Annotated in this window: 17 protein-coding genes; 13 read left to right on the top strand and 4 right to left on the bottom strand. The window is 67.4% G+C overall.

Annotation, left to right across the window (positions count from 1 at the left end; genetic code table 11):
* Window positions 1–20 precede the first annotated feature (20 nt).
* The 12 genes from ABLE38_RS03425 to ABLE38_RS03370 all read left to right on the top strand — a co-directional run bounded on the left by ABLE38_RS03425 (window position 21) and on the right by ABLE38_RS03370 (window position 10,275).
* Window positions 21–671 (top strand): hypothetical protein, encoded by a 651-nt coding sequence (locus ABLE38_RS03425; RefSeq protein ID WP_348972765.1) that lies wholly within the window; start codon window positions 21–23, stop codon window positions 669–671.
* 18 nt (window positions 672–689) lie between these two features.
* Entirely contained in the window at window positions 690–1,226 is a 537-nt protein-coding gene (locus ABLE38_RS03420; RefSeq protein WP_348972764.1) for a DUF2846 domain-containing protein, read from the top strand.
* A gap of 174 nt (window positions 1,227–1,400) precedes the next feature.
* The gene (gene rplQ, locus ABLE38_RS03415) at window positions 1,401–1,823 is read left to right on the top strand and encodes a 50S ribosomal protein L17 (protein ID WP_348972763.1); all 423 of its coding nucleotides are present in this window, start codon (window positions 1,401–1,403) and stop codon (window positions 1,821–1,823) included.
* Window positions 1,824–2,101: 278 nt separating this feature from the next.
* Window positions 2,102–4,183: a prolyl oligopeptidase family serine peptidase gene (locus ABLE38_RS03410; RefSeq protein ID WP_348972762.1), complete on the top strand. Its 2,082-nt coding sequence runs from the start codon at window positions 2,102–2,104 to the stop codon at window positions 4,181–4,183.
* 47 nt (window positions 4,184–4,230) lie between these two features.
* Window positions 4,231–4,839 (top strand): hypothetical protein, encoded by a 609-nt coding sequence (locus tag ABLE38_RS03405; RefSeq protein ID WP_348972761.1) that lies wholly within the window; start codon window positions 4,231–4,233, stop codon window positions 4,837–4,839.
* Between the two features lie 71 nt (window positions 4,840–4,910).
* A complete protein-coding gene (guaA, locus tag ABLE38_RS03400; RefSeq protein ID WP_348972760.1) occupies window positions 4,911–6,467 on the top strand; it encodes a glutamine-hydrolyzing GMP synthase in 1,557 nt (518 codons plus the stop codon).
* A 53-nt stretch (window positions 6,468–6,520) separates the two neighbouring features.
* On the top strand, window positions 6,521–7,696 hold the full coding sequence (locus tag ABLE38_RS03395; RefSeq protein WP_348972759.1) for a crosslink repair DNA glycosylase YcaQ family protein: 1,176 nt from the start codon (window positions 6,521–6,523) through the stop codon (window positions 7,694–7,696).
* On the top strand, window positions 7,693–8,265 hold the full coding sequence (locus tag ABLE38_RS03390) for a DNA-3-methyladenine glycosylase I (RefSeq protein WP_348972758.1): 573 nt from the start codon (window positions 7,693–7,695) through the stop codon (window positions 8,263–8,265). The genes ABLE38_RS03395 and ABLE38_RS03390 overlap by 4 nt, the downstream gene beginning before the upstream one ends.
* Window positions 8,266–8,327: 62 nt before the next feature.
* Window positions 8,328–8,951 carry a hypothetical protein gene (locus ABLE38_RS03385; RefSeq protein ID WP_348972757.1) on the top strand — a complete coding sequence of 208 codons (624 nt, stop codon included), beginning with the start codon at window positions 8,328–8,330 and terminating at the stop codon, window positions 8,949–8,951.
* Window positions 8,948–9,202, top strand: a complete 255-nt coding sequence (locus ABLE38_RS03380; protein ID WP_348972756.1) for a hypothetical protein — start codon at window positions 8,948–8,950, stop codon at window positions 9,200–9,202. The genes ABLE38_RS03385 and ABLE38_RS03380 overlap by 4 nt, the downstream gene beginning before the upstream one ends.
* The gene (locus ABLE38_RS03375; protein ID WP_348972755.1) at window positions 9,199–9,609 is read left to right on the top strand and encodes a GNAT family acetyltransferase; all 411 of its coding nucleotides are present in this window, start codon (window positions 9,199–9,201) and stop codon (window positions 9,607–9,609) included. Before ABLE38_RS03380 ends, ABLE38_RS03375 begins: the two co-directional genes overlap by 4 nt.
* A gap of 318 nt (window positions 9,610–9,927) precedes the next feature.
* The gene (locus ABLE38_RS03370) at window positions 9,928–10,275 is read left to right on the top strand and encodes an ArsC family reductase (protein WP_348972754.1); all 348 of its coding nucleotides are present in this window, start codon (window positions 9,928–9,930) and stop codon (window positions 10,273–10,275) included.
* Between the two features lie 3 nt (window positions 10,276–10,278).
* Here ABLE38_RS03370 and ABLE38_RS03365 read toward each other — a convergent pair whose 3' ends face one another.
* From ABLE38_RS03365 to ABLE38_RS03350, 4 genes are all read right to left on the bottom strand, one after another.
* Entirely contained in the window at window positions 10,279–10,725 is a 447-nt protein-coding gene (locus ABLE38_RS03365) for a surface-adhesin E family protein (RefSeq protein WP_348972753.1), read from the bottom strand.
* A gap of 85 nt (window positions 10,726–10,810) precedes the next feature.
* Window positions 10,811–11,017, bottom strand: a complete 207-nt coding sequence (locus ABLE38_RS03360) for a helix-turn-helix transcriptional regulator (RefSeq protein ID WP_348972752.1) — start codon at window positions 11,015–11,017, stop codon at window positions 10,811–10,813.
* On the bottom strand, window positions 11,010–11,432 hold the full coding sequence (locus ABLE38_RS03355) for a hypothetical protein (protein WP_348972751.1): 423 nt from the start codon (window positions 11,430–11,432) through the stop codon (window positions 11,010–11,012). The genes ABLE38_RS03360 and ABLE38_RS03355 overlap by 8 nt, the downstream gene beginning before the upstream one ends.
* 1 nt (window position 11,433) lies before the next feature.
* Window positions 11,434–11,850, bottom strand: a complete 417-nt coding sequence (locus ABLE38_RS03350; RefSeq protein WP_348972750.1) for a hypothetical protein — start codon at window positions 11,848–11,850, stop codon at window positions 11,434–11,436.
* A 123-nt stretch (window positions 11,851–11,973) separates the two neighbouring features.
* Here ABLE38_RS03350 and panB point away from each other — a divergent pair, with 123 nt between their 5' ends.
* Window positions 11,974–12,831, top strand: a complete 858-nt coding sequence (gene panB, locus ABLE38_RS03345; RefSeq protein WP_348972749.1) for a 3-methyl-2-oxobutanoate hydroxymethyltransferase — start codon at window positions 11,974–11,976, stop codon at window positions 12,829–12,831.
* Window positions 12,832–12,860: the final 29 nt, after the last annotated feature.

The raw sequence follows: 12,860 nt of genomic DNA, 5'->3' as shown, positions 1-12,860 counted from the left end.
GAATTTCGGGGGGCATTTCCGTGCATTGGCAGCTTTTCCTGGCGGGCGCCGCGCTTGCGTGCGGCTTCTTGCCTGCAGGCGCCGCGGCGCAAACGACGACGGTACCGGCGCCGATCCAGGCCGTGGCAGCGCCGCTGCCGCCCGGCCCGGCCTGCGAGCCGTCGCTGACCATTCCGGCGCTGACGCCGGTCACCGTCGAGATGCTCGAGCCGCTGGGCAGCAAGATCAGCATGCCGGGTGCCTTCTTCGCACTTCGGCTCGCCGCACCGATCATCGTCGACGGAGTCGAGCTGCTCCCGGCGGGCGCCAGTGGCCGGGGGGAAGTCATCCACGCCAAGCGGGCGGGCGGCAGCGGCGCCGGCGGCGAGCTGGTGCTCGCGGCGCGCTTCCTCGAAGTCTGCGGCCGCCAGCTGCGGCTGCGCAGCATGCAGGTCTCGCCGAACGGCAAGTCAAAGACCGGCACGGTCGATTCGATCAACATGGCCAGCGCCGCGGTGGCGCCCGGGCTCAGCCTGATCGGCTTCATGATTAAGGGCGGGGAGGTCAACGTGCCGTCGGGCACGCTGGCCCAGGCCAAGACCGCCGAGCTCTTCACGCTCGCGCCGCCGGTGCAGGCGCCCGTGCCGGAGGCCGCACCTGCGGCGCTGCCGGCAACGCAATCGGTTCAATAAGCAAGGGAGGGGGAAACCATGTTCACCAAGCTCACCATCGCCGCCGCGGTCGCACTGACGGCGGTCGCCACGCCCGCCATCGCCGGCGACAAGGACGTCGCGCCGATCGCCATCCCTGCGCCGCCCGCCGGCAAGGGCCAGATCGTGTTCTACCGCCCTGGCGGCACCGGCTTCGCCATCGGCTGCTCGGTCAACGAGAAGGGCCAGAAGGTCAGCTCGCTCGGCGCTGGCAAGTATTTCATCATGGTCACCGAGCCGGGCCGTCACGAGTTCACCGTGAAGAGCGAGGCCAAGGACATGCTGGCGCTCGAGGTCGAGGCCGACGAGACGCAGTATGCCGCCTGCAAGATCAAGATGGGCATCATGGTCGGCCGTCCGGACATCCGTCCGTCGACCGAGGCGGAGTTCCGCGCCAAGAAGCTGAAGATGGTCGATGCCGACGACATGGGCCCCGGCGTCGGCGCGCTGCGTCCCGAGCAGGTCGCCGCGGCGCTCGCCGGCGGTCCGGCCCCCGCGACTCCGGCACCCGCAGCGCCGGCCGCGCCGCAGCAGTAATCGTGGAAAGGGCGGGGCGGCCTGGCCGTTCCGCCCCTCCGGGCTTGACTTTCGCGCCCGAATCCGCTTAGGGCGCGCCTTCGCGAAATTCGCAAAGGGTTATGGGCAGCGGCCCTTATCGCTGCCTGGTCCGGGGTACCTGATACGGCCCCCGAACGAACTGAAGGAAGTACCATGCGTCATCGTGTTGGCGGCCGTAAGCTGCAGCGTACCTCGGCCCACCGCATTGCGCTGTTCCGCAACCTGAGCGCCGCGCTCATCAAGCACGAGCAGATCACCACCACCGTCGCCAAGGCCAAGGAGCTTCGTCCCTATGTGGAGAAGCTGATCACGCTCGCCAAGAAGGGTGGCCTGTCCAACCGCCGCCTCGCCCATGCCCGTCTGCTCGACGATGCGCAGCTGGTGAAGCTGTTCGACGTGCTGGCGACCCGCTATGCCGATCGCAACGGCGGCTATACCCGCATCATCAAGACCGGCCCGCGCGCTTCGGACGCCTCGCCGATGGCGATCATCGAGTTCGTCGACCGCGACGTCTCTGCCAAGGGCCAGGATTCGGGCCCGGTGATGGCCGACGAGGATTTCGATGCCGTCGCCTGATCGGCCGCGCAAACGAGATAGGGAAGGGCGGTCGCACCAGGTGCGGCCGCCCTTTTCGTTTCAGGTCCGAAAGATTTCCTGTTCGTGCAGGTTCCCATATCCGCGGCATGAACAGGAATGCTTCTTCCAACCTTGGCGCCTGGCTTTCGGCCGGCATGGCGCTGGCGCCGCTCGGCGCGCTGATCTGGGCCGTTTCCGCGACATCCAGCCTCGGTTTCGCTTGAGCGCGGCGGCTCCGGGGCGCTAGGCCTGCGGCAAAGATCCAGTCGGAGAGCCTTGTGACCCAGTTCGCGTATCCCGAGACTCGCCGTGTCGATATGGTGGAGGAGCAGTTCGGGGTGAAGGTCGCCGATCCCTATCGCTGGCTCGAGAACGACGTGCGGGGCGATGCCGAGGTCGCCGCCTGGGTCGAGGCCGAGAACGAGGTGACCGACGCCTATCTCGCCACGCTGCCCGGCCGCGACTGGTTCAAGGCGCGCATCAAGCAACTGTTCGACTATGAGCGCTTCGGCGTGCCGCAGAAAAAGGGCGGCCGCTATTTCTACATGCACAATAGCGGGCTGCAGAACCAGGCGGTGCTGTTCGTGCGCGATGCGCTGGAGGGCGAGGGGCGGGTGTTGCTCGATCCCAATGGCTGGTCGGCGGACGGCGCCACGGCGCTCTCCGAATGGGTGCCTTCCGAGGATGGCCGCTACCTGCTCTATGCGGTGCAGGACGGCGGCACCGATTGGCGCGTCGCCAGGCTACTCGACGTCGCGAGCGGCGAGGACACCGGCGATGTCGTCCACGGCATGAAGTTCGCGCTGTCGGCGGTCTGGGCCAAGGACGGCAGCGGCTTCTATTATTCGCGCTATCCCGAGGTGGCGGCGGACGAGAAATTCCAGGCGCTCAACGAGAACCACAAGCTCTATTTCCATGCGCTCGGCACGCCCGAGAGCGCTGATCGGCTGGTCTACGAGACCCCCGACCAGCCGAAATGGAGCCACTATGCCCAGATCACCGACGATGGGCGCTGGCTGGTGATCACCACCAGCGAGGGCACCGACGACCGCTACCGGATCACGCTGATCGACCTGGAGGACCCGGCGCTTGCGCCGCGGGTGCTCATCGCGGAACTCGAGCATAGCTGGGGACTGGCCGGCAATGTCGGCACGACCTTCTACTGGGTGACCAACAAGGGCGCACCGCGCCACAAGATCGTGACGATGGACGTGGCGGCGGGCGCCGCTGCCACCGATCTCGTGTCCGAAGACGAGGCGACGCTGGAAGGTGCGGCGATCATCGGCGGCACGCTGATCGCCAGCTATCTGGTCGACGCGCGGACCGAAGTGCGCCGCTACGCGCTCGATGGCACCCCGCTCGCCCCGGTCGCGCTGCCCGGCGTCGGCACCGCTTCGGGCTTTGGCGGCGAACCCGACGATCCCGAGACCTTCTACGCCTTTACCAGCTTCAACGAGCCGGTGACGATCTATCGCTACGACATGGTGAGCGGCATCAGCACGCCCTGGGCCCAGCCCAGGCTCCTTTTCGATCCCGCCGACTACCGCGTAGAGCAGCGCTTCTTCGCGTCGAAGGACGGCACCCAGGTGCCGATGTTCATCGTCCGCAGCAAGGCGACCACCGGCCCGGCGCCGACCCTGCTCTGGGGCTATGGCGGCTTCAACGTGTCCTACACGCCGGGCTTCTCCGCCTCGCGGCTCGCCTGGCTCGAGCAGGGCGGGGTGTTCGTCCTCGCCAACATTCGCGGCGGCGGCGAATATGGCAAGGCGTGGCACGATGGCGGCCGGCTCGCCAACAAGCAGAACAGCTTCGACGACTTCATCGCGGCGGGCGAATATCTGATCCGCGAAGGCATCGCAGGCGAAGGCCAACTCGCGATCCAGGGCGGCTCCAATGGCGGGCTGCTGATCGGCGCGGTGGTCAACCAGCGGCCCGAGCTGTTCGCTGCGGCACTGCCTGCAGTCGGCGTGATGGACATGCTGCGCTTCGATCGCTGGACCGCGGGGCGCTACTGGGTCGACGACTATGGCTATCCGTCGAAGGAAGCCGATTTCCGCACGCTCCTGGCCTATTCGCCCTATCACAACATCAAGCCGGGCGTGTCGTACCCCGCGATCCTGGCGAGCACGGCGGATACCGACGATCGCGTGGTGCCCGGCCACACCTTCAAATATGTCGCCGCGATCCAGCATGCCGATATCGGCGACAAGCCGCACCTCGTCCGCATCGAGACGCGCGCCGGGCACGGCTCGGGCAAGCCGACCGACAAGATCATCGACGAGGCGGCGGACATCTGGGCGTTCACCGCGAAGTGGACCGGCCTTGACGTGAAGGCCACCCGAAGCCGTTCAGCCGCGTGACAGGCATGCATGCCTAGTTTCGTTCCGTCACAGTAACGGAGGCGGCAATGGGTGTGGGGAAACTTGCGTGCGTCACGGTTGCCACGTTTTCGATGGCGGGGCTGGCGATGCCCGCCCAGGCGCAGAGCTGGCACCCCGAGCACCGGCGGCACAAGCAGGACAAGTTCGACGTGGGCGATGCGATCGTCGGCGGCCTCGTCGTCGGCGGGCTGCTAGCGCTGGTATCGAGCAGCAAGAAGAAGCAGCGCGAGGACACCAGCTATGATGCGCCGCCGCCCGAGCGGGTCGCCGATGTCGGGCCCGAGGGCGTGACCAGCGCGCCGCAGCCGGTCGAGCCGGGCAGCGGTCCCATCGCCGAGACGCCTGCGCCCGATTCGGCGCGCTTCGACGGGCTCTATGACGAGGACGCCGCCGCCGATCGCTGCGCGATGGAAGCTGAGAGCCTGGGCGCGCATTATGCCCGGCTGGCACAGGTTTCCGCCGTCTCCAGCACGGTGTGGAATGGCAAGAGCTGGCTGGTGAAGGGGCAGCTCCAGCTCTCGCGCGGCTATCGGGACCAGGACCGCGAAGCGCATGGCTTCCGCTGCGCGCTGCGCCGCGGTGCCGAGCCGGTGGTGACGATCGAGGGCCTGCAATCGGCCGCTGGCGCGAACTGATCGACACCGCCCAAGAATAATCTCCGCGCCGGCCTTCCCCCCGGCGCCGGTTCTGGCTAAGCGCGCTGGGCATGGACCAGCATGCAGATTCCATCCTCATCGTCGATTTCGGAAGCCAGGTAACCCAGCTGATTGCGCGCCGCGTGCGCGAGGCGGGTGTCTATAGCGAGATCGCCCCCTACACCACCGCCGGCGAGGCGTTCGCGCGGATGAAGCCCAAGGGCATCATCCTCTCGGGCTCGCCCGCATCGGTGCTCGAAGAAGGCAGCCCGCGCGTGCCGCAGGAGATCTTCGACTCCGGCCTGCCGGTGCTCGGCATCTGCTACGGCCAGCAGGTGATGATGCAGCAGCTCGGCGGCACGGTGCAGCTCGGCGACAGCGGCGAGTTCGGCCGCGCCTTCATCGAGATCGACGATGGCTGCGTGCTGTTCGACGGCATGTGGCACGAGGGCGAGAACCACCAGGTGTGGATGAGCCATGGCGACAAGGTGACCAACCTCGCCCCCGGCTTCCGGCCGGTGGCGCACAGCGCCGGCGCGCCTTTCGCGGTGATCGCCGACGACGACCGCCGCTATTATGCGATGCAGTTCCACCCCGAGGTAGTCCACACGCCCGACGGCGCCAGGCTGCTCGCCAATTTCGTCCGCCACGTCTGCGGCCTCACCGGCGACTGGACGATGGCCGAGTTCCGCGCGACCAAGATCGCCGAGATTCGCGCCCAGGTCGGCACCGGCAAGGTGATCTGCGGCCTGTCGGGCGGCGTCGACAGCGCGGTGGCGGCGGTGCTGATCCACGAAGCGATCGGCGACCAGCTCACCTGCGTGTTCGTCGATCACGGCCTGATGCGCTCGGGCGAGGCCGAGCAGGTCGTCTCACTCTTCCGCAACAGCTACAACATCCCGCTCGTCCATGTGGACGCCGAGACGCTGTTCCTCAGCGGCCTCGCCGGGGTCACCGATCCCGAGGCGAAGCGCAAGTTCATCGGCAAGACCTTCATCGACGTGTTCGAGGGCGAGGCGAAGAAGATCGGCGGCGCCGATTTCCTGGCGCAGGGCACGCTCTATCCCGACGTGATCGAGAGCGTCAGCTTCACCGGCGGGCCTTCGGTGACGATCAAGAGCCACCACAATGTCGGCGGCCTGCCCGAGCGGATGAACATGCAGCTCGTCGAACCCCTTCGGGAGCTCTTTAAGGACGAGGTTCGCGCGCTCGGCCGCGAGCTGGGGCTGCCCCAGGCGTTCGTCGGCCGGCATCCCTTCCCGGGGCCGGGCTTGGCGATCCGCATCCCGGGCGAAGTCACCAAGGAGCGTTGCGACATCCTGCGCAAGGCCGACGCGATCTACCTCGAGGAGATCCGCAACGCCGGGCTGTACGACACGATCTGGCAGGCCTTTGCGGTGCTGACCCCGGTGCGCTCGGTCGGCGTGATGGGCGATGGCCGCACCTATGATTCGGTGCTGGCGCTGCGTGCGGTCACCTCGATCGACGGCATGACCGCCGAGGCGTTCGAGTTCCCCGGCGGCTTCCTGCCGCGGGTGGCGACGCGCATCGTCAACGAAGTGCGCGGCGTGAACCGGGTGACCTATGATTACACCTCGAAGCCGCCCGGCACGATTGAATGGGAATGAAAACCCGCTAAGAAGGTACCCGTTATGTTCCGCGGGTGACTGGAGGCAAAAGAGTGACGCGCCTTTCGTTGAAGCAGGCGCGCCGCATCTTCCTGGCGGCCCAGGGTTTCGGCGTGCGGCACCCGGCCAAGGTCGGGGCGCCGCAGCTCCGCCGAACGGTCGAGCGGCTGGGGCTCCATCAGATCGACAGCGTCAACGTGCTGACGCGGATGCACTATCTGCCCGCCTTCTCGCGGCTGGGCTGTTATGACCGGACCTTGCTCGAGCGCGATGCCTGGGGGCCGAAGCGGAGCCGAAAGCTCTTCGAATATTGGGCGCACGAAGCGTCGCTGCTGCCGGTCGATCTCCACCCGCTGTTCCGCTGGCGGATGGCGCGGGCCGAGCGCGGCGAGATCGGCTGGAAGGGGTTGCGCAGCTTCGCGCATGACCGCCGGGGCGAGGCGGATGGCGTTCTCGAACGGATCGCCGCGGAAGGGCCGCTCGCCGCTTCCGACTTCGACAATGGCGGCAGCCAGAGCGGCTGGTGGGAGTGGAGCGAGACCAAGCTCGCGCTCGAATGGCTGTTCTGGTCGGGCCGGATCACCACCGCGACGCGGCGGAACAGTTTCGAGCGCGTCTATGACCTGAGCGAGCGGGTGATCCCCCGGGCGATTTTCGACCTGCCTACGCCCGATGCCGCCACGGCCCAGCGCGCGCTGATCGAGCGCAGCGCCCGCGCGCTCGGCGTCGCCACCGCTGCGGACCTGCGCGACTATTTCCGGCTCAAGCCCGAGGAAGCCAACCACGCCATTCCCGAGCTTGAGGAGGCCGGCGTGCTGCTCCCTGTCCAGGTCCAGGGCTGGAGCCAGAAGGCCTGGCTGCACCGCGATGCCAGGCTGCCGCGCAGGATCTCCGGCGACGCGCTGCTTGCCCCCTTCGATCCGCTGGTCTGGGAGCGCAGCCGCACCGAGCGGCTGTTCGGCTTCCGCTACCGGATCGAGATCTACGTGCCCGCCGACAAGCGGACGCACGGCTATTTCGTGCTGCCCTTCCTGATGGACGAGGCGCTGACTGCCCGGGTCGACCTCAAGGCCGATCGCCAGAACGGCCGGCTGCTCGCGCACCGGATCACGCTCGAGCCGGGCGCGCCGGGCGACACCGAGGCGCGGCTGGCAGTGGAGCTTGCGCGGATGGCCGACTGGCTCGGCCTGGCCGAGGTGCGCATCGGCGAGACAGTGAGGAGCGAATGACCGACGACCTGCAACGCTGCGCCTGGGCGGTGAGCGATCCGCTCAACCGCTCCTATCACGATACCGAATGGGGCGTGCCCGTGCGGGATAGCCGGGAACTCTGGGAAACGCTGATGCTCGAGGGCTTCCAGGCCGGGCTCGCCTGGATCGTCATCCTGCGCAAGCGGGAGGCGTTCCGAGAAGCATTCGCCGGCTTCGATCCGGTCAAGGTCGCCGCGTTCGGGCCCGAGGATGTCGAGCGGCTGATGGCCAATCCCGGCATCGTCCGCGCCCGCGCCAAGATCGAGGCGACGATCCGTGGCGCGCAGATCTGGTGCGAGATGCGGGAGCGCGGCGAGGATTTCGCCGACTTCTGCTGGGCCTTTGTCGAGGGCAAGCCGATCCAGTCGCCCGGCCACGGCTTCGTCGCTACCACGCCGCTCTCCGAGGCGATCTCGAAGGAGCTGAAGCGCCGCGGCTTCAAGTTCGTCGGGCCGACCATCGTCTATGCGTGGATGCAGGCGGTCGGGCTGGTGAACGACCACCAGACGGGCTGCTTTCGCCGTGAACCGGTGGCGGCGCTCGCCTGAAGTGATTGCGGGCGCGGCGCGATGATGAGAAAATGCCCGTGGACCGGGGAAGGGGAAGTTGGATGACGAACAAGCTGCTGCCGTGCGTGCTGCTCGCGCTGGGGCTGCTCGCCGCCTGCGCACCCGAGATCAAGAAGCCGGTCGAGAACAAGAGCGTCGAGGCCAACGAGACCGAGATCATCGTGCCGCCCGCGCACGAGACCAATATCGCCAATGCCAGCGAAGACGCGCCGGGCGTCGCGGTCAATTTGGCGCCCGACGAGCTTACCCTGGTGCTGCCCAATGGCTCGGCGCGCCATGCCAGCTTCGGCATCGCCAAGGCGGATGCCGTGAAGATGCTCACCGCCGCGCTCGGCAACCCGATCGAGGAAGCGACCAACCAGGATTGCGGCGCCGGAGCGCTCGGCTATGCGGCGTTCCGCGACGGGCTCTCGCTCTATTTCCAGGACGGCAAGTTCGCCGGCTGGGACCTGGACGGGCGCGAGAACGGCAAGTTCACCACCGGCAACGGGATCGGCATCGGCATGACGCGCAAGGCGCTGGAGGCGGCCGGCCCGGCGGAAGTGGGCGAGACGACGATCGGGCACGAGTTCACGATGGGCGAGCTGTCCGGCCTGCTCAGCTCGGATGCGCCAGACGGCAAGGTGACCAATCTCTGGGCCGGCGTGACCTGCATCGCGCGATGACCACCGGAAGACTGCTGATCGAGATCGCCGGCTGGACCGGCGCGGGGCTGATTCTGGTGGCCTATCTGCTGCTCTCGTCGGGGCGGCTGACCGGCCAGTCGCGCGCCTATCAATGGATGAACGTGGTCGGTGCGGCCTGCTTCGTGCTCAACAGCGGCTGGAACGGCGCGATCCCCTCGGCCGCGCTCAACGTGGTGTGGCTGCTGATCGGGGTGGTGACGCTGTGGCGCATCGCACGGGCGAAGGCATGATCCGCGCGGCCGGCAGCGAGGATGGCGCGGCGGTGATCGCGCTATGGCATGCCTGCGGGCTTACCCGGCCGTGGAACGATCCCGTGCAGGATTTCGACCGTGCGCTGGCGGGCGCCACCTCTACCGTGCTGGTGGCGGAAGGCGAGGACGGGGTGCGCGGTAGCGTGATGATCGGCGACGACGGGCATCGCGGCTGGGTCTATTATCTCGCGGTGGCGGAAAGCGCCCGCCGCACGGGCCTTGGCCGCAGGCTGATGGCCGCAGCCGAAGACTGGCTGCGGGCACGCGGCTGCCCCAAGATCCAGCTGATGGTGCGCGAGGGCAATGAAGCGGCGCTGGGCTTCTACGCGGCGCTGGGGCTCGAGCCGCAGGGCGTGGTGACTTTGGGACGGTTCCTGAAGGACTAGCTGCGTCCTACAGCGTGTCGTCGTGCGACTCGCCAAAGTTCTCGAAGTTCGATCCAATGGCGGGTTCTTGCGCCGCTTGGGTTGACTCGGTTCGGGCAAGCGCGCCGCATCTCGCAACATCCTTGCGCGAGCGGGATCCTATCTTTCCTACAAATCAAAGAGCGGCCGGGCAGGCGCCCGACCACGAGAGCCAAGCAGGCGAAATCCTACATTGCAAGGGCTTGCGCACCGCCGTGTCGCAATCGAAAGCACGCTGGCTTCCGCGGCGAAGCGCGCTATCCGGGGCTCGAGCCCGCGAGCAACCGAGGACGCATCCCCGTGACGATCACCATGTACGGCATCAAGAATTGCGACACGATCAAGAAGGCGCGGACCTGGATGGACGAGCACGGCGTCGTCTATGCCTTCCACGACTACAAGGCCGAGGGGATCGATGCCGCACGGCTGGCGCGGTGGAGCGGGCTGGTCGGCTGGGAAGTGCTTCTGAACCGGGCCGGCACCACCTTCCGCAAGCTGCCCGACGCCGATCGCGAGGGGATCGACGCGGCCAAGGCGGCGGCGCTGATGCGGGCCCAGCCTTCGATGATCAAGCGCCCGGTGCTCGAATATCCCGGCGGCATCCTGGTCGGCTTCAAGCCGGAGCTTTACGCCAAGGCGCTGCTCTAGTCCTCAGAAGCCGTTGCGGAACTTCTCGAGCACCCAGATCTCCGGGTTCGGGACCGGCGCCGAGAAATAGTCGCCGCGCCCGCACACCGTGTTGAGCATGGTCAGCAGCACGGTGCCCGGCTTGGCCAGCGTCGCCTCGCTCGGGCCGGCCTCGGTATCGAGATAGGTGCCGCGCACATAGAAGCTGCTGTCGCGCATGGACGAGGTCATCGCCGCGCAATCGGCCGAGCGGGTGAGCATCGAGCGATCGAAATCGCGCGTCGGGCTCGTCGTCTCGTAGATCGTCTGCTGCTTGAACGTCACCACATTGCCGTTGCGGCGCACCGAATCGACATCGACGAAATAGGCCATTTGCGGGGCCTGGTTCGAATAGGCGGCGAGGCGCCAGGTCTGCGCCGAAGCGGCGTGCGGCGCGACGAGCGCGGCGAGTGCGAACAAGGCTAGGCGCATGCTGATTCCCCCAATCTGGCGCCAACCACGCTAGCGTTGTTCGCCTCCTGCGCAAGTGTCGAGATTTCCGATCCGGGTCGCGGGACTATTCCTCCCAGCTGAATACGTCCTCGAGCGGCTTGCCGAACACCTTGGCGATCCGGAAGGCGGCTTCGAGCGAGGGCGAATATTTGCCCTGCTCGATCGCCGCGATCGTCTGGCGAGTCATCCCGATCTTCTCGCCCAGCTCGGCCTGGGTCATCTCGCCGGCGAGGAAGCGCAGCGTGCGCACCTGGTTGACCACCTTAGCCATGCCAGCCCCTCCGATAGCTCGTGACGATCAGGATCAGGCTCACCGCCTGGGAAAGGACGATCGCGAGCAGCGCGGTGTTGACGATCTTGGGCGCGGGCTCGGTGAACGGCATCACCACCCCGACCAGGATCGTGCCCGCCATCAGCACATAATAGCCCGCGGACGCGCCGCGCCGGGCGATCGCCTTGTCGCGTTCGTCGGCGCGGCGGCCCGCGGCGCCCGGGGCCTGGGCGGCGAGGACGATATGGCCGATGATCACCGCGACCGCCTGGGCCCCGGCGACGATGCCGAAGGTCCACAGGATGTCGAACAGCGTCGGCGGGGTCTCGCGCAGCGCCATCAGCGGGAAATAGACGCCATAGGCGATGGCCATGCAGACCAGCGTGAGCCAGGCGGCCTTCTCGCGGTATGCCATCTCAGTTCCCCCGACGGTAGCCGGCGATCTGCGCGGCATAATGGACGATCTCGGCGATCACGATCGCGCCCATGATCCCATAGGCCATATCGATCCTGTCGAAGCCGAGATGGACGCTGCCCGCGACGCAGATCACCAGCGTGATCAGCACCGGATAGGCGAGCGCATAGGCGCGCCGCGCGATGTCGCGGTCGCGCTCGTCGCCGCCGGCGCTGGCATCGGCGGGGGCGAGCACCGCGGTGACGGTCGCGGCGACGATCATCAGGATCGTCTGGATGATGACCGCGCCGATGAAGCCGACGAAATAGACTGCGCCGTGCAGCTTGCCGCCGGTCACCAGCATGAAGCCGAAATAGCCGCCCCACACCAGCGCGGTGGTGATCACCGAGATCCAGGCGATCTTTTCCTTGAATGGCATGTTTCACCTCAAGTTCGAAATTTCTACCTCAATGTTATAAATATTGAACATTGAGTCAAGTGATTCGAACTTCATGCCCGCTCGGCGCTGGCGGGCGGGGTTTCGAGCGGCTAGAGACCGGCCATGTCGCACGTCACCATGGATACGGCCACGAGCCGCGCGAACCCGACCCCGGCGCCGATGAAGCGCCTCACCGTGCCCGCGATCCGCGATCGCAAGGGCAAGGATCCGATCGTGATGCTGACCGCGTACACGACGCGGATGGCGCAGCTGCTCGATCCGCATTGCGACGTGCTGCTGGTGGGGGACAGCCTGGCCCAGGTGATCTACGGCCTGCCCTCGACGTTGCCGGTGACGCTCGAGATGATGATCGCGCACGGCGCCGCGGTGGTACGCGGCAGCTGGCATTCGCTGGTGATCGTCGACATGCCGTTCGGCAGCTACGAAGCCAGCCCGGAGCAGGCCTTCGCCTCGGCGTCGCGAGTGCTGGCGGAGACGGGCGCGGCCGGCGTGAAGCTGGAAGGCGGCGAGACGCTGGCGCCGACGGTCGAATTCCTGACCAAGCGCGGGATTCCCGTTGTGGGGCATGTCGGCCTGACGCCGCAGGCGGTGAACGCGCTCGGCGGCTATGGCGCGCGCGGGCGCAGCAATGCCGAGCATGCCCAGATTCTGGACGATGCGCGGGCGATCGCGGCGGCGGGCGCGTTCGGCCTCGTGGTCGAGGGCGTGGTCGAGACGCTGGCGCGGGAGATCACCGCGGCGGTGTCGTGCCCCGTCATCGGCATCGGCGCCTCGGCCGATTGCGACGGCCAGGTGCTGGTGATCGACGACATGCTCGGCATGTTCGAGCGCACCGCCCGGTTCGTGAAGAAATATGACGATCTGGCTGGCCGCATTTCCGCCGCGGTTGAAACCTATGCCGCCGATGTTCGGTCCCGGGCCTTTCCGGGACCCGATCAGGTCTATGCGCCGCGGGATTGACGGGCTACCGAGCGGCTATCGATTCCCGC

The sequence above is a fragment of the Sphingomonas sp. KR3-1 genome, assembly GCF_040049295.1.
In the GTDB taxonomy this organism is placed as follows: Bacteria; Pseudomonadota; Alphaproteobacteria; order Sphingomonadales; family Sphingomonadaceae; genus Sphingomonas.
The sequence above is the reverse complement of the archived record's forward strand: the minus strand, read 5'-3'. Positions and strand labels throughout refer to the sequence as shown.